This is a genomic window from Lysobacter sp. HA35, assembly GCF_054061195.1.
The window spans coordinates 310931-328762 of the sequence record NZ_JBSSDY010000001.1; the positions used below are offsets into that span (position 1 = coordinate 310931).

Below are 17832 nucleotides of genomic sequence, written 5' to 3' on the forward strand. Positions count from 1 at the left end.
TCCAGCGCATGAGTCTTATGAAGAAGGCCGATGCGCGCGTAGATCGCGTGCCAGCCTCCGCGCGGACGCCTCGTCCGCGACACCGGCAGCGTATCGCGAATCCGTGAAGCGGGCGGTGAGATCCAGTAACTCGTGAGCGCCATCGCCACGCGCCTTTGAAATCCGTTCAGCCCACGCGCTCGCCGGCTCGTGTGGGGCGCGTCCGAGGCCGGCACGTGCGTAGCGTCGACCGAGCACGTGCCATGCGCGCATCACCGGGTCCTGCTCGCGCGGCGCACGCAGGCTCAGCCAGACCATGAGGCCGACCGCGAGCGACGCAGCGACCGCGAACATCAGCACCAGCTGCATGCCGCTCAGGCGGCCGAGGCCGAAGGGTGCGAGCAGGCGTTCCTGGCGGTCCGCATTGAAGCCGAGCACCAGGTCGTTCCAGTTCTGCCGCATCCAATCACCGACCTGCGCGAACCCGCGCGGGCCCTGCAGGGTTTCGAACAGCCCGCCGGCGGGAAGGCGATCGTCGACGGTGTCGTAGATGCGCTCGGGCGCGACCGCAGCAGTCGGATCCACGCGCACCCAGCCGCGCTCGGGCAGCCACACTTCGGCCCACGCATGGGCATCCATGCGACGGATCATCCAGTAGCCGCCGAGCCGGTTCCATTGCCCGCCGACATAGCCGGTGACCACGCGCGTCGGAATGCCCGCGGCGCGCATCAACATCGTGAAGCCGCCGGCAAAGTGTTCGCAGTAGCCGGTATGCGTCTGGAAGAGGAACTCGTCCATGGTGTCGCGGCCGAGCGGTGGCGCGGAGATCGAGTACGAGAAGTCGCGGCGGATCCACTCAAGCGCGTACTGCACGATCGCCTTGTCGTCATGCAGGCGCGTGCGCAGGTCGCGACCGAGTGCGACCGTGCGCGGGTTGTAGCGCTCGGGCAATGCAAGCGCGCGACGGCGCAACGCATCGGGCAGGCGCGTCTGCATGACGGCCGGCGGCGACGACGTCATCTGCCAGCGCGTGAGGCTGGCGAGCGGTCGCGCTGCGTGCAGGCTGTAATCCCAGGTCAGCGATGCGCCGTCGGGCGCGGCGAGCGGCAGGTCGAGCGCGACGAGCTGGTTCCGATCGGTGGGCTCGACTTCGAGTGTGTAGGTCCAGCGCGTGGCCGACGGCTGCGCGCGGTCGAGCGACCATATGCCGATGTCACGCGCGCGCCGCCATGTGCGGCCGTCGAAATCCCAGAGCACCGGCCCGCGCCAGTACATCGCGCTTTTCGGCGGCGTCGGCCCGATGAAGCGCGCGCGCACCGCGACGCTGTCGTCGGCGAGCAGGTCGACCCAGTCGCCGGGCGACATGGAATCGGACAGCCCGACCTTCGCGGCGGCGCGATCGGGTACGCCCCACATCGGTGAACCGACACGCGGGAACAGCCAGAAGATCGCGAGCGCGAGCGGGATGCCGAACATCAGCAGGCGCATCGCTTGTCGCATCGGCGGCAACAGGCCGGGCGCGGGCATGTCGCCTTCGAGTGCGGCGAGGCGTTGCAGCGCACCGAGCCCCAGCATCGCGCCGATCAGGCCGAGCGCGAGCGTCCATGGCCCCTGGTCGAGCAGGAACGTGGAGAACGGCGCGAACAACGCGAAGCCGACCAGGCTTCGACCGTCGCGCAATGTCGTCGTCTCGGCCGGCTTCAGCGCGAGCATCGCGCCGAGCATCGCGCAGCCGGTGTCGCGGCCGAAGTGGAAACCGAACTGCGCGGCGATGGCGACGACGATCGTGATCGCGAGCAATGCACGAACGAGGTTCGACAGCGGCTTGCGCCACGACAGCATCGCAATCACGACGGCCGTCGCGCCAATCGCGAGCGCAGTCGGCCCCGGCAGCTGCAGCAGCAAGGGCAACAGGCAGAGCGCGGCGACCAGCAGCGTCCAGCGACGGCTGCCTTCGTCCAGCGGGCGGGCGATCGCGTCAGCCATGCGGCATCAGCGCGAGTGCGCGCAGGCAGGCATGGCGTTGCGCGGGGCCACGGTCGGGGCCGATCACCGCCTGCGTTGGCAGCCACAGGCGATAGCGGCGGCCATCGCGTTCGGCGTCCTCGACCCAGCGTGCGAGTCGCGCAATGCGGGTTTCATGCGGCAGCCCGTGCAGCTCTCGCCAATCGAGTTCGATGTCGGTGCCGGTTGGTTGCTCGAACTCACGCACCAGCAGCGTGCCGCGCCGCGCGGAAGGCTTCCATGCGATCGCGCGCTGCGGGTCGCCGGCGCGATAGTTGCGCAGATGATGGACGTCGTCGCCGGCCGCATGCAGTCGACGCGCGGCGGGATCGCCCGAGCCCGTAGGTAACGGCGGCGACATGGCTTCGGGCGCGGGATACACCAGCACCGGCGTGTCCGGCCAGACGTACGACCATGCGCGCGCGAGCCCCAGCGGCCACGTCGTGTGCACGCGAATGCGCGGCACGTCGAGCCAGCCGCGATGCTCGGTCGGGATGTCGAGCACGACTTCGCCGGAGCCTTCGCGTAGCGTGAGCGGGAGTGCGCCGATGTCCTCGTAATCGACCATCAGGCCCGATCGCGGGCGCGCGTCAGGGACGCGCGCATGCACGCGCAGATGCAGCGTGCGACCCGCGTGCACCGGTTCGGCGTCGACCGCGACGATCGACACACCGCTCAATTGCAACTGCGCGGAAACCAGGCTCGCCATTCCGGCGCCTGCGAGCAGGAAGGCCATCAGCAGTGCGGGATTGTTGTTGTAGTTGAGGCCGCCCACCGACATCGTGGCGATCAGCAGGGCATAGAACAGGCCGAAGCGCGTCGGCAGCACGTAGATGCGTCGGCGGTCGAAGCGGACGGGCAGCGATTCGGGATCGCGCGGTCGCGCCAGCGCGAGCAGCCGCCGACGGAGGCCACGCGCCTTTGCCATCAGTCGACCGGCACCGAATGCAGGATGGATTTCGCCGCCGCGTCGTCGCTCCCGGCGTCGGCATCGATCACCAGGCGATGCGCCGCGACCGGTGCGAACAACGCCTGCACGTCTTCCGGCACCGCGTGCGCGCGACCCAGCAGAAGCGCATGCGCGCGCGCCGCACGCAGTAGCGCGAGCCCCGCGCGCGGCGAGAGCCCGACGCGCACGCCCGGATGCCGGCGACTGCGCGCGAGCAGCGCCTGCACGTAGGCGATCAGCGCTTCACTGGCATGGACCTGTGACACCGCATTGCGCGCGGCGTCGAATTCGCCGTCGGCGAACTGCGGCGTGAGTTCGGCGATCAGCTGACGGCGATCCGCACCCGCGAGCAGTTCGCGTTCGGCGTCCTCACCCGGATAGCCGAGCGAGAGCCGCAGCAGGAAGCGATCGAGTTGCGAATCCGGTAGCGGATACGTGCCCGACAGGTCCACCGGGTTCTGCGTGGCGATCACAAAGAAGGGCGAGGGCAGCGGACGCGTGACGCCGTCGACCGTCACCTGATGCTCGGCCATCGCTTCCAGCAGCGCGCTCTGCGTGCGTGGCGGCGCGCGGTTGATCTCGTCGGCCAGGAGCACCTGCGTGAACACCGGGCCGGGATGGAATTCGAACGCCTGCCGCGTGGTGTCGTAGATCGATACGCCGAGGATGTCGGCGGGCAACAGGTCCGACGTGAACTGCACGCGCTGGAACTTGAGGCCGACGGTCGCGGCCAGCGCGTGCGCCAGCGTGGTCTTGCCGAGGCCCGGGAGATCCTCGATGAGGATGTGCCCATCGGACAGCAGCGCGACGAACGCGAGACGCACTTCATGCGCCTTGCCGAGCACGAGCGTATTGACCTGCGTCTGGGCGCGGTCAAGGGCATCGCGATGTCGTTGCGCTAGCATGCTCGCCGTCGTGCCTGAGGCCATGTTGTCTCCGCGCAATGGAATCGGGCGGCATCCCGCCGCAACCCGAGTGTAGCGAGGTCGGATGAGGATGCAGTCGGAGCCCGTGGCGACGCGTGCGCGGCGCCAGTTCTGGGCGCTGTGGGCGGTCGTGTTCGTCGTCAAGATCGTCGTCGCGGCGCATTTGCCGCTGTTCGTCGACGAAGCCTTCTACTGGCAGGAAGGCCAGCACCCCGCGGCGGCGTATTCCGATCTGCCCGGCCTGACCGCGTGGTTGACGCGACTGGGCGTCGCGATCGGCGGCGCGCATACGCTCGCGCTACGCATGCCGTTCCTCGTCGTGGCCATGCTGGTGCCGTTGCTCGTCATGCGCATCGCGCGACGCACCTTCGGCGAGACCGAAGGCTGGCAGGCCGGTGCGTTCACGCTGCTGCTGCCGCTGGTGGGCACGCTCGGGCTGCTCGCCGTGCCCGATCCGCTGCTCGCGCTGGCGACGCTGCTGTGCATGGACGCCGGCGCCTGCCTGCTGCGCCGCGTCGACGCAGGGCACGCGCTCGAACTCGCGGCCGGACTCGCGATCGGCGCACTGAGCCACTACCGCTTCATCGCGGTGATCGGCGTCGGCTTCCTCGTTTTGCTCGCGACGCCCGACGGCCGCCGCCTGCTAAAGGACGTGCGCGTCATCATGGCCGTCATCCTCGGCGCGGCCGCGTGGTCGCCACTGGTCTGGTGGAACTACGACAACGCCGACGCCGGGCTGCGATTCCAACTGGTCGAGCGCCATCCGTGGGCGTTCCATACGAGCGGCCTGTGGTTCATCGCGATCCAGGCGCTGCTGGTCACGCCACTGCTGTTCGTCGCGCTGCTCCAGGCGGGCCGCAATGGCCTGCGTAGCCCGCTGCTGACTGCGCGCTGGTGCGCGATGCTGGGGCTGCTCGTCGTCGCCGGCTTTTTCGTGCTGGGTTTCTTCGCCGACACCGAGCGCGTGAGTTTCCACTGGCCGGTGCCCGGTTTCGTCGCGTTGATGCCGCTTCTGCCGCGCTTCCTCGCCGGCTGGTCGCCGATGTGGCGACGCGCGACCGCGGTGGTCGCGGGGCTCGGTTTGATTTCGGTGATGGGCTACTACGTCGCCGTTTCGATTCCCGACGTGCGCGCCCGAACCGCGGCGGAGAAGTGGTATCCGTCGAACTTCGCCGGTTGGGACGAAGTCGGCGATGCGGCGCGCGCGCGATTGCAGCAGATGCCGCCGGGGACACGCGTCGTCGCCGACAACTTCAAGCTCGGCGCAGAACTAGGTTTCGCGCTAGGGGATCCCGGCATCGTCGTGCTCGATCATCCGCTCAACCGCAAGCACGGCCGCGCGCCGCAGTTGCATCTGTGGGGCCTCGACGCCGATCCGCGTACGTTGCTCGCGCGTGGCCCGGTGCTGCTCGCGGTCGGCATCAGCGAGGTCGACTTCAAGGACCTGCATCATCGCTATCTCGAACTGTGTCAGCGCGTCGGCCCGCTGCCCGCGCCGCAGGTTCTGAATGTCGATCATGGCCGCCAGCGACTCGCGCTGTTCCGCCTCGACAAGCCGACGGAGGGCGCGTGCACGACGCCGGCGATGGCGTGGATCGATCGTCCGGCAATCAACGCGAAAGTCGGCCGCACGTTCGAGGTGTCCGGTTGGGCGTTCCGCCACGGCGTCGGGTTGCAGCGCGTGGAGGCGACGCTGGACGGTCACGTCGTCGGCGAAATGCGCTACCGCCTGCCGTACGAGGGTTTGACGAAGTCGTGGCCCGGACTCGTCGAGCCGAACGCTCCGGCACTCGGTTTCTCGGGGTCAGTCGATGCAGGCATTGCGCATCCCGGCCGTCACTGGCTCGGACTTCGCCTTCAGGGGGAGGACGGCGCGGTCGAAGAGTGGCCGGAAGTTCCGGTCGCAATCTCGCGCTGAGTCAGGGCAGGGCGAAGCCGGCGTCGCGCAGCAGGCGCGTCGTCGCGATCAGTGGAAGCCCGATCAATGCGGTCGGGTCATCGGTTTCGATCGCGTCGAACAGCGCGATGCCGCGACCTTCCGACTTGAAGCTGCCGGCGCAGTCGAGCGGCCGTTCTGCGTCGACGTAACGCTCGATCTCGGCGGTCGACAGCGCGCGGAAGCGCACCCGCGTGCGATCGATGTGCAAGCCGAACTCGTGCTCGCCGCGCATGACGCACAGCGCGGTAAGGAACGTGACGCTGCGGCCTGACATCGACGCGAGCTGCGCGACCGCGCGCTCGGCCGAGCCGGGCTTGCCGAGGCTGCGACCGTCGAACTCGGCGAGCTGGTCGGAACCGATGACGCAGGCTTCGGGGACGGCACGAGCCACTGCGCCGGCCTTTGAGCGTGCGAGCCGCTCGACCAGCGTTTCCGGTGACTCGTCGTCCAAAGGTGTTTCATCGACGCCAGGCGCGATGCAGTCGAAGGTCACGCCGAGGCGCTCCAGCAGTTCGCGCCGATAGCGCGACGTCGAAGCCAGGACGAGCCGCGACTCAGTCACGCGGCAGCCTCGCTTCCTCGATCTGCACCAGCTGATGGTCGATGCGAGTGCGCGCCTCGTCGATCGCATCGCGCACGCGGGCGAGCTGCTGGGGCGTCGCGTCGTGGCCGTGGTCCCGAAGCCACAGGCGCTGGCGGAGCATTTCGCGCATGGCGTCGCCGACGGCGTTGGGGCTGTGTTCGCCCGCAACCGCCTCGATCTCGGCCTTGGCGACGCGCAGGCGATCTTCCAGGGCGTCGGCTGCGTCGAGGACGTCGCGCACCGCGCGCTGGTGCGGCGAGAGGCGGCGGGCACGCAGCAGCAGGAAGATGGCGGCGAGGACCGCGACGACGGCAAGCAGGGACACAACAACGGTCACGGCGATCTCCGGCTGAGGCCTCGCAGTCTGACCCGCGGCCCCGGCGCGCGGCAACGCACGCGGCGTGACGGCCGTCGCCGGTTTGACACCGCGCGGGCGCCTCTCTAACATTTCGCGGCTTATGTCCGCGGAAGCGCCACGCCAGTCTGTACCCGCGACCCTGGACGCCTGGCGCCAGGTCACCGCGCGGTCGGGTTACGAGGGTCGCGTTCCGCTGGCGTCGCTTCGCAGGCTCGCGAGCCTGCTCGAGTCGCCCGACGGGCATGCAGTGTTCTCGCTCGATTTCGATCGTGACAATTTCGGCATCGCGTATGTCGAGGTTCGCGTCGAAACCGAACTGCCGCTGGTCTGCCAGCGCACACTCGAACGGTTCATGTTGCCGGTCCATATCGACCAGCGCATGGGTCTGATCCGCGACGAGGCCGAGGAATCGGCCCTGCCGCCGGGCTACGAGGCGCTGCTGGTCGACGAGTCGGGCGAACTGGAAACGCTCGCGCTGGTCGAGGACGAGCTGATCCTGGCGGTGCCGGTCGTACCGGTAAAGCCGGGGTCGGAAGCGGTCGAAAGCGAATGGGGTGAGGGTGAGCGGGAGGAAACCGGCCGTCCCAATCCCTTCGCCGCTCTCGCCGCGCTGAAGAACAAGCCGGAGTAACGCTCCGGACAGGTCCGCCGGTGGCATGAGCCGCCGGGCTGGGCGATAATTTCCCTCTTTCGGCCCGGGCGAGCTGCCCGACGCCGCCACACGTTTCACCGGAGCACCCCGATGGCCGTTCAGAAGTCCCGCGTTTCTCCCTCCCGCCGTGGCATGCGCCGCGCCCACGACGCGCTGAGCCCGAAGCAGCTGGCGACCGACCCGACCACCGGCGAGACGCACCTGCGTCACCACGTCACTGCCGACGGCTATTACCGTGGCAAGAAGGTCATCGACGTCCGCTCGAAGGTCGCCGACGAGGAGTGATCGACGGGCGCCCCGGCGCCTGACGACACGGTCCGCGTCGATGGCTTGGCCTCCGGCGCGGGCGGCGGTTGATCCCGCCACCGATCTCGATGCGACCTCCGGGTCGCATCGCCGTTTTTCAGGCCGCCGTGCATACGGCGGCGTCCGTGGAGGCTTCATGCTCCGCGGACCCCGGCGAGGCAGGGGATGACCCAGACCATTTACGCGCGCATCGCGGGCACCGGCAGTTACCTGCCGGAGAAAGTGCTGACCAACGCCGACCTCGCGAAGTTCGTCGAGACCAGCGACGAGTGGATCGCGTCGCGCACCGGCATTCGCGAGCGCCACGTCGCCGCCGAAGGCGAAACGACCTGCGACCTCGCATTCCATGCGGCCACGCGCGCGATGGAAGCCGCCGGCGTCACCGCCGCCGACATCGAGCTGATCATCCTCGGCACCACCACGCCGGACATCATCTTCCCGTCGACCGCCTGCCTGCTGCAGGCGCGGCTCGGTGCGGTCGGTTGCCCGGCGTTCGACGTCAACGCGGCCTGTTCGGGCTTCGTGTACGCGCTGACGGTGGCCGACAAGTTCATCCGTTCGGGCGCCGCGAAGACCGCTCTGGTCATTGGCGCCGAGACGCTGACGCGGATGCTCGACTGGAACGACCGCTCCACCTGCGTGCTGTTCGGCGATGGCGCGGGCGCGGTCGTGCTCAAGGCCGACACCGAGACCGGCATCCTCAGCACGCACCTGCATGCTGACGGCACCAAGCGCGACCTGCTTTACAACCCGGTCGGTGTGTCCGTGGGCTTCAAGCCCGAGGAACACAACGCCGGCGTACGCGTGATGATGACCGGCAACGACGTCTTCAAATACGCGGTGAAGGCCTTGGATTCCGTCGTCGAGGAAACGCTCGAAGCCAATGGCCTCGACCGCCACGACATCGACTGGCTGATTCCGCACCAGGCCAACCTGCGCATCATCGAAGCGACGGCCAAGCGCCTCGACATGCCGATGGAGCGCGTCATCGTCACCGTCGACAAGCACGGCAACACGTCGTCCGGCTCGGTGCCGCTGGCGCTGGACGAGGCGGTGCGTTCGGGGCGCGTGCAGCGCGGCCAGCTGCTGCTGCTCGAAGCGTTTGGCGGCGGTTTCACATGGGGCAGCGCGCTCGTTCGCTACTGATCGGGTAGCGCGCCGCAGCCATCGAACGCCCGCCGCATTCCGGCGGGCGTTCGCATTTTCGGCAAACGGCTGTGGGATGCGCCGATCAGCGGCGTACGCCGGAGTACAGACAGCGCGAAGCCTTCGTCCGTATGATGGCGCGTTCCTCTAAACGGGCTGTCGCGTGACCGGTACGCCACTCGCATTCGTCTTTCCCGGCCAGGGCTCGCAGTCCGTCGGCATGCTCGCGGAGCTCGCAGCGGCCGATCCGCTCATCGCCGCCACGTTCGCCGAGGCCAGCGAGGGCGCCGGTGTCGATCTCTGGGCGCTCAGCCAGAACGGTCCCGACACTGGGCTCAACACCACCGAATTCACCCAGCCGGCGTTGCTCACTGCCGGTATCGCCGTGTGGCGCCTGTGGCAGGCCCGTGGCGGCGCGATGCCGTCGCAGCTCGCGGGTCATAGCCTTGGCGAGTACAGCGCGCTCGTCGCTGCCGGTGCGTTGCCGCTGGCCGACGCTGCGAAGCTCGTGCGCTTGCGTGGTCAGCTGATGCAGGCCGCGGCGCCTGCGGGTACCGGTGCGATGGCCGCGGTGCTCGGTGCGGACGACGCGCTCGTGCTCGAAGTCTGCGAGGCCTGCAGCGGTCGCGAAGTCGTGGTCCCGGCCAACTTCAATTCACCGGGGCAGATCGTCATCGGTGGACATGCGGATGCGGTCGAACGCGCGCTCGTGATGCTCGCCGAACGCGGCTGTGCGCAAGGCCGTGAAGCTGGCCGTCAGCGTGCCGTCGCATACGCCTCTCATGCGCGAAGCGGCGAACCGTCTTGCCGAAGCGATGAACGGCCTGCAGTGGTCGGCCCCGCAGTTGCCGATCGTGCAGAACGTCGACGCCGAAGTGCGCACCGACATCGCATCGATTCGCGATGCGCTCGTGCGCCAGCTCTACCTGCCGGTGCAGTGGACACAGTGCGTCGAAGCGCTCGTCGCGCGCGGTGCAGGGCGCATCGCCGAATGCGGGCCGGGCAAGGTGCTGACGGGCCTGGTGAAGCGTATCGACAAGTCGGTCGACGCACGCGCGCTCGGGAACACCGCCGACCTCGACGCCGCACTCGTCGAGTGGCGCGCCTGATTCCACGACGTCGCCGCTAGCGGACGACACGCATTACGCGACCGGCGCGACCGAGCGCAGCAACGGAGACACACGATGACGGAAGCACTGAAGGGCGAGATCGCGCTGGTCACCGGCGCAACGCGCGGTATCGGCGCGGCGATCGCGGACGAACTCGCAGCGCAGGGCGCGACGGTGATCGGCACGGCGACGTCCGAGTCCGGCGCGGCGTCCATCGGTGAACGCCTCGCGTCGAAGGGCGGCCAAGGACGCGTGCTCAACGTGACCGCGCCCGGCGCCATCGAAGAACTCGTCGATGCGATCGCGAAGGACATCGGACCGATCTCGATCCTCGTCAACAATGCCGGCATCACGCGCGACAACCTGCTGATGCGCATGAAGGACGAGGACTGGCAGGCGATCATCGACACCAACCTGACCAGCGTGTATCGCTCGTCGAAGGCGGTGATGCGCGGGATGATGAAGGCGCGCAAGGGCCGCATCGTCAACATCGCGTCGGTGATCGGCGTGACCGGTAACGCGGGCCAATCGAACTACGCGGCAGCGAAGGCCGGCATCATCGCTTTCAGCAAGTCGCTCGCACGCGAGATCGGCTCGCGCGGCGTCACCGTGAATGTCGTCGCGCCGGGCTTCATCGATACCGACATGACGCGCGGGCTGCCCGAGGATGCGAAGAAGGGCATGCTCGACCAGATCGCGCTGGGTCGCCTTGGTGAGCCTGCCGACATCGCACGTGCGGTGGTGTTCCTGGCCGGCCCGTCCGCGTCGTACATCACCGGCGAAACCATCCACGTCAACGGCGGCATGTACATGCCGTAAGGCCGCGGAACCCGTAGTTCCAACGACTTTTTCACGCGGCACCGGCCGCTATACTCCGGCCCGCCGCGATTCATTTAGACTTGTCCATCTAGCATCCCGTCCCGGGAGGAGAGAGATCCAATGAGCACCATCGAAGAGCGCGTCAAGAAGATCGTCGTCGAACAGCTCGGCGTGAAGGAAGAAGACGTCACCACCAACGCCTCGTTCGTTGACGATCTGGGCGCCGACTCGCTGGATACCGTCGAGCTCGTCATGGCGCTCGAGGAAGAGTTCGAGTGCGAGATCCCGGACGAAGAAGCCGAGAAGATCACCACCGTGCAGCAGGCCATCGACTACGTGAAGTCGCACGTCAAGTCGTAAGCCGCTGACGGGAAGACGGAAGGCCGTGGCGCTTCCGTCCTCCGCGCAATACCGACGGGGCCGCATTGCGGCCCCGTGTTTTTGACGCCACGCCCTACGGCGACGTATCGCCGGCCAGCCATCTACCGGGCAACCGGTGCAGTTCGAGGTCGAAGTCATGTCCAAACGCCGCGTCGTGGTCACGGGTCTCGGTATCGTCTCTCCGCTGGGCAACGACCTGGCGGCGACGTGGGACGGCATCGTCAATGGACGTTCGGGCATCGGCCCGATCACGCATTTCGACACCACCAACTTCACCACCAAGATCGCCGGTGAAGTGCGCGACTTCGACATCACCAAGTGGGTGAATCCGAAGGACGCGAAGAAGATGGATCCGTTCATCCACTACGGCGTGGGCGCATCGCTGATGGCGATCGAGGATTCGGGTCTCACCATCGACGACAGCAACGCCGAACGCATCGGCGCGCTGATCGGCTCGGGCATCGGCGGCATCCTCGGCATCGAGGAAACCGCGATCAAGTACAACGAGGGCGGCCCGCGCAAGATCTCGCCGTTCTACGTGCCCAGCACCATCATCAACATGTTGCCGGGGCAGGTGTCGCTGCTCACCGGCATGAAGGGCCCGAATTTCTCGGCCGTTTCCGCCTGCGCGACGTCGAATCATTCGATCGGCATGGCGATGCGCATGATCCAGTACGGCGATGCGGATGTGATGATCGCGGGCGGCGGCGAGCGCGGTTCGTCGCCGACGTCGGTCGGTGGCTTCTGCTCGATGAAGGCGATGAGCACGCGCAACGACGACCCGACGCGCGCATCGCGCCCGTGGGACAGTGAGCGCGACGGCTTCGTGCTCGGCGACGGCGCCGGCATTCTCGTGCTCGAGGAATACGAACATGCCAAGGCCCGCGGCGCGCGCATCTATTGCGAGCTTGCCGGCTTCGGCGCGACGTCCGATGCATTCCACATGACCGCGCCCAGCGAGGACGGCGAAGGCGCCGCGCGCTGCATGACGATGACGCTGAAGGACGCCGGCATCGCGCCGGGCGAGGTCGGCTACGTCAACGCGCACGGCACGTCGACGCCGCTGGGCGACCTCGCCGAGACGATGGCGATCAAGCGCGCGCTGGGCGACCACGCATACCGCACGATGGTGAGCTCGACCAAGTCGATGACCGGCCACCTGCTGGGCGCGGCCGGCGGCGTGGAAGCGATCTTCTCGGTGATGGCGCTGCACACCGGGATCATCCCGCCGACCATCAACCTCGAAAATCCGTCGGAAGGCTGCGACCTCGACTACGTGCCGAACGCGGCGCGCGAGGCGAAGGTCGATGTCGCGCTGTCGAACGGCTTCGGCTTCGGCGGCACCAACGGCTCGCTGGTGTTCCGCCGGATCTGACTGCGCGTAAGCATGGACGATCGAAGCCCGCGCCCGTCGCGGGCTTCGTCGTTTGTGGTGATCGGACGCCGCGGGCGTTACCCGGCGATAATCACGACCCCGACGTCTCCGCACCGACGCATGCCTTCGCCGCCTCCCGTCCGACGCGTCCTCGAGCGCGCCGGAGACCTGCTCGACCTGCACCGGCTCGCGCCTGCGCGCTACCGCGTGCTGCTTGAGTCCAGCGCGTCGGGCACGCGCATCGGGCGCCGCGACCTGCTGCTCGCGACGAGTGGCGAACAGATCGTGCTGGACCACGACGGTCGCGTTCGCGACGGTGGCGGGCGCGACCTCGGCCACGATTTCTTCGCCGCGCTGGATGACGCGTTCGCCGCGACATCGAGGACGCATAGATCACCCGTCGGCGGCTGGGCATTGCTGATCGCGTACGAAGCTGCGGCGCAGGTCGAGCCGATTCTCCATCTGCCGTCTGCGCCCGGCTCGCTCCCCATCGCGATCGCATTGCGTATCGACGCCGCCATCGAGCGCGATCGCGTCGACGGCAGCTGCGTTCTGCACGCTGTCGACGACGCGACCGCCGACACCGTCCAAGCGGACCTGCAACGCGCGAGCGATATGTCGGCGCTACCCGAATGGCGCAAGCCCGTCGCGATCGACGAAGACGCGCCACATCACTTCACCGACGGCGTCCGCCGCATCCTCGACTACCTTGCCGCGGGTGACGTGTTCCAGGCCAACCTCTCGCGCGCGTGGACCGCGCGTTTCGACGCGAGCTTGGAACCCGCGGCCTTGTTCGCGCAGCTGCGTCGCAACAATCCCGCGCCGTTTGCGGGACTGTTTGCCGGGGATAGTTGGTCCGTCGTTAGCGCGTCGCCCGAACGACTCGTGTCCGTTCACGGCGACCTCGTCGAGACGCGACCCATCGCCGGTACGCGTCCGCGTATTGCCGGTGACGATGACGCATCGCGTGTGCAGGAACTCGTCGGCCATCCGAAGGAACGCGCCGAACACGTGATGCTGATCGATCTCGAACGCAACGACCTCGGCCGCGTATGTCGCGCGGGTACGGTCGAGGTCGACGAGTTGATGACGGTCGAAAGCTATGCGCACGTGCACCACATCGTCAGCAACGTGCGCGGGCGGTTGCGCGATGGCGTAACGCCGGGCGAGGTAATCCGCGCGGTGTTCCCGGGCGGCACGATCACGGGCTGCCCGAAAGTGCGCTGCATGCAGATCATCGCGGAACTGGAACGCGTCGGTCGCGGCGCGTACACCGGTGCGATGGGTTGGCTCGCGCCCAATGGCGACATGGACCTCAATATCCTGATCCGCAGTGCGGAAGTCGAGGGACGCGAAGTGCGTTTCCGCACCGGCGCCGGCATCGTCGCCGACTCGGATCCACAGCGTGAGCTCGACGAGACCCGAGCGAAGGCGCGCGGCATGTTGCGTGCGCTCGGCGTCGAGGGCTGACGTGGAGGTGCGCATGTTCTCGGGCTCGACGCGCATCGATGCGATCGCGCCGAACGATCGCGGGCTCGCGTACGGCGACGGGCTGTTCGAGACGATGCGCGCATTCGACGGCGACGTGCCGTGGTGGGATCGCCACTGGGCGCGCCTGCGTCGCGGGGCGGAGGTGCTTGCGTTACGTCTGCCAGACGAATCGCAGGTGCGCGTGGAACTTGCCGGGTTCCTCGACGGCCGCGACGGCTTAGCCAAGCTGATCGTGACGCGAGGCGCCGGCGGCCGCAGCTACGCCCCGTCGCATGGCGAACCGTTCTGGATGCTGTCGCGCCACGACGCACCGGTATCGCCTCAACGCATCACCCTTCGCTGGTGCGAGACGCGCCTCGCGATCCAAGAGCGACTCGCCGGCATCAAGCACTGCAATCGCCTCGAACAGGTGCTGGCGCGCAGCGAATGGGCGCCGGACGAAACCGCCGATGAAGGCCTGATGCTCGACACCGACGGCCACGTCGTCAGTGCGGTCGCTGGCAATGTGTTCCTGCTGAACAGGGACGGCTGGTCGACGCCGATGATCGATCGCTGCGGCGTGCGCGGCGTCTGTCGCGACTGGGCCGTCGTGGCGCTTGGCGCACGCGAGGTCCACATCGTGCCGCAGGACATCGAATCCGCCGACGCCCTGTTCGTCTGCAATGCCGTGCGCGGTATCCTCGAAGTCGCGCGACTAGGCGATCGCGTGTGGTCGCCGCATCCGCAGGTCGCCCGGCTTCGGGGCCGTCTGGCGACCGAACATCCTGCCTTCGCACACACACCGGAGTCGCCGTGAGCCGTTCGCGCAAGCGCCGAAGTGGTTGTTTCAGCCTGCTGTTGCTCGTCGCGCTGGTCGCTGCGCTCGCCGGCGCCTGGTACCTGTACGCGGACTTCGCCGACGCGCCGATGCGCGGCGTCAAGCCCGGCAGCAGCCTCGTCGTGCGGCAGGGCGATTCGCTGCCGAAGGTGTTGCGCAAGCTGCACGACGCGGGCGTGGAAGGCTCGACGCTGGAATGGACCGCGCTTGCGAAACAGCTCGGCGCAGCGGGTCGCATCCAGGTCGGCGAATACCGCCTCGAACCGAACATGACGGCGCGGCAGTTGCTGATGGACATGCGCGACGGCCACGTCATCCAGCACAAGGTGACGATCGTCGAAGGCTGGAACATCCGCGACGTGCGCAATGCGCTGGCCAAGGCTGATGCACTGGTGCACGACAGCGCGCAGCTCGACAACACCGCGCTGATGGCGAAGCTCGGCCATCCGGGCCAGCATCCGGAAGGTCGTTTCCTGCCGGAGACGTACATCTACACGCGCGGCGACACCGATCTCGACGTGCTCGGTCGCGCCTACAAGTCGATGCAGAAGGCGCTCGATGCCGCGTGGCGCTCGCGCAGCGCCGACAGCGTGGTGAAGACGCCGGACGAGATGCTGACATTGGCGTCGATCGTCGAAAAGGAAACGGGTATTGCCGAGGAGCGCCCGGAGATCGCGGGCCTGTTCTCGCGCCGCCTCAAGCTCGGGATGATGCTGCAGACCGACCCCACCGTGATCTATGGCATGGGCAGCACGTACGCCGGCAACATCCGCAAGGTCGACCTGCTGACCGACGGCCCGTACAACACCTATACGCGCGCCGGCCTGCCGCCGACGCCGATCGCGATGCCGGGCGTGGCTGCATTGCAGGCGGTCGCGAATCCCGCGCCGGGTGATGCGCTGTATTTCGTCGCGCGTGGCGATGGTAGCGGCCACCACTTCTTCGCGAAGACGCTCGCCGAGCACCAGCAGAACGTGCAGAAGTACCTCGTCAATTACCGCGCCGCGCAGGCCGCACCGCAATGACGGAAGCGGTCGTGCTGCGTCGCGAGCCGAAACTCGTGACGCTGGAAGGCGGGGAGGGCGCGGGCAAGTCGACCGTGCTGGCCGCGTTGCGTGCGGAGCTCGAACGCGACGGCGCGGTGACCTGCACGCGTGAACCGGGCGGCACGCCGCTCGCCGAGCGCATCCGAGAGTTGCTGCTCGACCCGACGCATGAAGCGCCGTGCGACCGCACGGAATTGCTGATGATGTTCGCCTCGCGCGCGCAGCTGGTTGCGCAGGTGATCGCGCCCGCACTCGAACGAGGCGACTGGGTGCTGAGCGATCGCTTCACCGACGCGAGCCATGCCTACCAGGGCGGCGGACGCGGCTGCGATCCGCATCTCATCGACGTGCTCGAACGCGAGTTCGTCGGCATCGAGCCCGGGCTGACGCTGCTGTTGGATGTCCCGGTCGACGTCGGCCTCGCACGCATGCGCGGCCGCGGCGACGCGGATCGCATCGAGTCCGAGCAGGTCGGGTTCTTCGAGCGCGTGCGCGCCGCGTATCTCGCGCGTGCGAAGGCGCATCCGCATCGCTTCGTGGTGATCGATGCATCGCAGTCGCCGGAAGCGGTAAGTGCTGCCGCCGTCGACGCGCTGCGTCGTCATCGCGCGTCGCTCGCATGAGCGCAATGGCGCCCTGGCAGTCGCGCATGTACGCGCAGGTGGCGGCGACGCTGGAGTCGGGCCGCCTCGGTCATGCGCAGCTGTTCTGCGGCCCCGCGCAATTGGGTAAGCGCGACGTCGCAATCCGTCTCGCGCGGCGCGTGCTCTGCGAAACGCCGAACGGCATCGACGCCTGCGGCGTCTGTCGCAGCTGTCGCCTGCTGGACGCCGGCACGCATCCGGACTACCGCTTCATCAGCTTCATCCCGAATCGCGAAGGCACCAAGCTGCGCAGCGAGATCGTCATCGACCAGATGCGCGAGTTGTCCGCCGCGCTGGCGCTGACGCCGCAGTACGGGCGCGCGCAGGTCGCGATCGTCGACCCGGCCGATGCGATCAATACGTCTGCCGCGAACGCGCTGCTGAAGACGCTCGAAGAACCGATGACGGGCCGCTACCTGTGGCTGGTGTCCGCGCATCCCGCGCGGCTGTCCGCGACGATCCGCAGCCGCTGCCAGCGCGTGGAATTTCGCCTGCCACCGGCCGACGAAGCGCGCGCCTGGCTGCTCGCGCAGGGCCACGCGGCAAAGGATGTCGACGAGGCCCTGCAGGCCGCGAACGGGCATCCCGGCCTCGCCAACGACTGGCTGCGCAATGGCGGGCTCGAAATCCGCCGCCGCGTCGCCGCCGACCTTCAGAAGCTCGCGCGCGGCGATGCCACCTCGCAGGAAATCGCCCAGCAATGGGCCGCAGACGACCAGGCCGCCCTGCGCCTGCGCCACGCGGCCGACCTGGCGGTCGAACGGGTGCGCGGCTTGACCGACCCGCACGCCGCGCGCAGTCTGGCGACCTGGTTCGACCAAGCGAACCGCAGTCGCGACCTGTTGCGGACCACGGTCCGCGCGGACCTCGTGCTGATCGAACTGTTGACGGCCTGGCGCGCGGCATCGCGTGCGGGCCAGGAGATCCGCGACCGATGAGTGCTACTCCCGGCGGCGCGCGACAGGGAATCCTGTCGCTGGTCCTCAAGGACAAGTCCCAGCTGTACCAGGCATACATGCCGTTCCTGAAAGGCGGCGGCATTTTCGTGCCGACGCCGAAGCGCTACACGCTGGGCGACGAAGTCTTCCTGCTGGTCACGCTGCCGGAATCGGGCGAGCGCCTGCCGGTGGCGGGCAAGGTCGTCTGGCTGACGCCGGTCGGCGCGCAGGGCGGGCATCCGGCCGGCATCGGCGTGCAGTTCCCGGAAACGCCGGAAGGCGATTCGGTGAAGGGCAAGATCGAGACGCTGCTGGCCGGCCTGCTCACCGGCGACCGCTCGACGCACACGATGTGATCGGCGCGACGCAT

Annotated in this window: 18 protein-coding genes and 1 pseudogene; 14 read left to right on the forward strand and 5 right to left on the reverse strand. The window is 68.2% G+C overall.

Translation table 11 applies throughout. From position 1 onward, the window contains the following. Positions 1–15: 15 nt before the first annotated feature. From ACVWZN_RS01700 to ACVWZN_RS01710, 3 genes are read right to left on the reverse strand one after another with little or no spacing between them, the layout of a single operon-like run. Positions 16–1965 (reverse strand): transglutaminase TgpA family protein, encoded by a 1950-nt coding sequence (locus ACVWZN_RS01700; protein ID WP_456952343.1) that lies wholly within the window; start codon positions 1963–1965, stop codon positions 16–18. After that, positions 1958–2914 carry a DUF58 domain-containing protein gene (locus ACVWZN_RS01705; protein WP_456954680.1) on the reverse strand — a complete coding sequence of 319 codons (957 nt, stop codon included), beginning with the start codon at positions 2912–2914 and terminating at the stop codon, positions 1958–1960. Before ACVWZN_RS01705 ends, ACVWZN_RS01700 begins: the two co-directional genes overlap by 8 nt. Then, complete coding sequence (locus ACVWZN_RS01710; protein ID WP_456952344.1) at positions 2911–3837, reverse strand: AAA family ATPase; 927 nt, start codon at positions 3835–3837, stop codon at positions 2911–2913. The genes ACVWZN_RS01705 and ACVWZN_RS01710 overlap by 4 nt, the downstream gene beginning before the upstream one ends. Before the next feature lie 91 nt (positions 3838–3928). Here ACVWZN_RS01710 and ACVWZN_RS01715 point away from each other — a divergent pair, with 91 nt between their 5' ends. Next, positions 3929–5776 carry an ArnT family glycosyltransferase gene (locus ACVWZN_RS01715; protein WP_456954681.1) on the forward strand — a complete coding sequence of 616 codons (1848 nt, stop codon included), beginning with the start codon at positions 3929–3931 and terminating at the stop codon, positions 5774–5776. A gap of 1 nt (position 5777) precedes the next feature. Here ACVWZN_RS01715 and ACVWZN_RS01720 read toward each other — a convergent pair whose 3' ends face one another. Further along, a complete protein-coding gene (locus ACVWZN_RS01720) occupies positions 5778–6359 on the reverse strand; it encodes a Maf family protein (protein ID WP_456952345.1) in 582 nt (193 codons plus the stop codon). Further along, on the reverse strand, positions 6352–6717 hold the full coding sequence (locus tag ACVWZN_RS01725; protein ID WP_196804343.1) for a hypothetical protein: 366 nt from the start codon (positions 6715–6717) through the stop codon (positions 6352–6354). Before ACVWZN_RS01725 ends, ACVWZN_RS01720 begins: the two co-directional genes overlap by 8 nt. Before the next feature lie 121 nt (positions 6718–6838). Here ACVWZN_RS01725 and ACVWZN_RS01730 point away from each other — a divergent pair, with 121 nt between their 5' ends. The 13 genes and pseudogenes from ACVWZN_RS01730 to ACVWZN_RS01790 all read left to right on the forward strand — a co-directional run bounded on the left by ACVWZN_RS01730 (position 6839) and on the right by ACVWZN_RS01790 (position 17818). Further along, positions 6839–7369: a YceD family protein gene (locus ACVWZN_RS01730; RefSeq protein ID WP_456952346.1), complete on the forward strand. Its 531-nt coding sequence runs from the start codon at positions 6839–6841 to the stop codon at positions 7367–7369. A 111-nt stretch (positions 7370–7480) separates the two neighbouring features. Next, positions 7481–7675: a 50S ribosomal protein L32 gene (gene rpmF / locus ACVWZN_RS01735; protein ID WP_027082614.1), complete on the forward strand. Its 195-nt coding sequence runs from the start codon at positions 7481–7483 to the stop codon at positions 7673–7675. Positions 7676–7861: 186 nt separating this feature from the next. Continuing rightward, a complete protein-coding gene (locus ACVWZN_RS01740) occupies positions 7862–8842 on the forward strand; it encodes a beta-ketoacyl-ACP synthase III (RefSeq protein WP_456952347.1) in 981 nt (326 codons plus the stop codon). A 163-nt stretch (positions 8843–9005) separates the two neighbouring features. Further along, a pseudogene (fabD, locus tag ACVWZN_RS01745) lies at positions 9006–9951 on the forward strand (ACP S-malonyltransferase). Between the two features lie 75 nt (positions 9952–10026). Next, on the forward strand, positions 10027–10770 hold the full coding sequence (fabG, locus tag ACVWZN_RS01750; RefSeq protein ID WP_456952348.1) for a 3-oxoacyl-ACP reductase FabG: 744 nt from the start codon (positions 10027–10029) through the stop codon (positions 10768–10770). 120 nt (positions 10771–10890) lie between these two features. Continuing rightward, entirely contained in the window at positions 10891–11130 is a 240-nt protein-coding gene (gene acpP / locus ACVWZN_RS01755; protein WP_027082618.1) for an acyl carrier protein, read from the forward strand. 157 nt (positions 11131–11287) lie between these two features. Beyond that, positions 11288–12526, forward strand: coding sequence for a beta-ketoacyl-ACP synthase II (gene fabF, locus ACVWZN_RS01760; protein WP_456952349.1), 1239 nt, complete (start codon positions 11288–11290; stop codon positions 12524–12526). 120 nt (positions 12527–12646) lie between these two features. Beyond that, a complete protein-coding gene (locus ACVWZN_RS01765) occupies positions 12647–13996 on the forward strand; it encodes an aminodeoxychorismate synthase component I (RefSeq protein WP_456952350.1) in 1350 nt (449 codons plus the stop codon). Between the two features lie 13 nt (positions 13997–14009). Then, complete coding sequence (gene pabC, locus ACVWZN_RS01770) at positions 14010–14813, forward strand: aminodeoxychorismate lyase (protein WP_456952351.1); 804 nt, start codon at positions 14010–14012, stop codon at positions 14811–14813. Then, on the forward strand, positions 14810–15859 hold the full coding sequence (gene mltG, locus ACVWZN_RS01775) for an endolytic transglycosylase MltG (protein ID WP_456952352.1): 1050 nt from the start codon (positions 14810–14812) through the stop codon (positions 15857–15859). The genes pabC and mltG overlap by 4 nt, the downstream gene beginning before the upstream one ends. Next, complete coding sequence (gene tmk / locus ACVWZN_RS01780) at positions 15856–16503, forward strand: dTMP kinase (RefSeq protein WP_456952353.1); 648 nt, start codon at positions 15856–15858, stop codon at positions 16501–16503. Before mltG ends, tmk begins: the two co-directional genes overlap by 4 nt. Further along, positions 16500–17462, forward strand: coding sequence for a DNA polymerase III subunit delta' (locus ACVWZN_RS01785; RefSeq protein WP_456952354.1), 963 nt, complete (start codon positions 16500–16502; stop codon positions 17460–17462). Before tmk ends, ACVWZN_RS01785 begins: the two co-directional genes overlap by 4 nt. Next, entirely contained in the window at positions 17459–17818 is a 360-nt protein-coding gene (locus ACVWZN_RS01790) for a PilZ domain-containing protein (protein WP_027082623.1), read from the forward strand. Before ACVWZN_RS01785 ends, ACVWZN_RS01790 begins: the two co-directional genes overlap by 4 nt. The last annotated feature ends 14 nt before the right edge of the window (positions 17819–17832 follow it).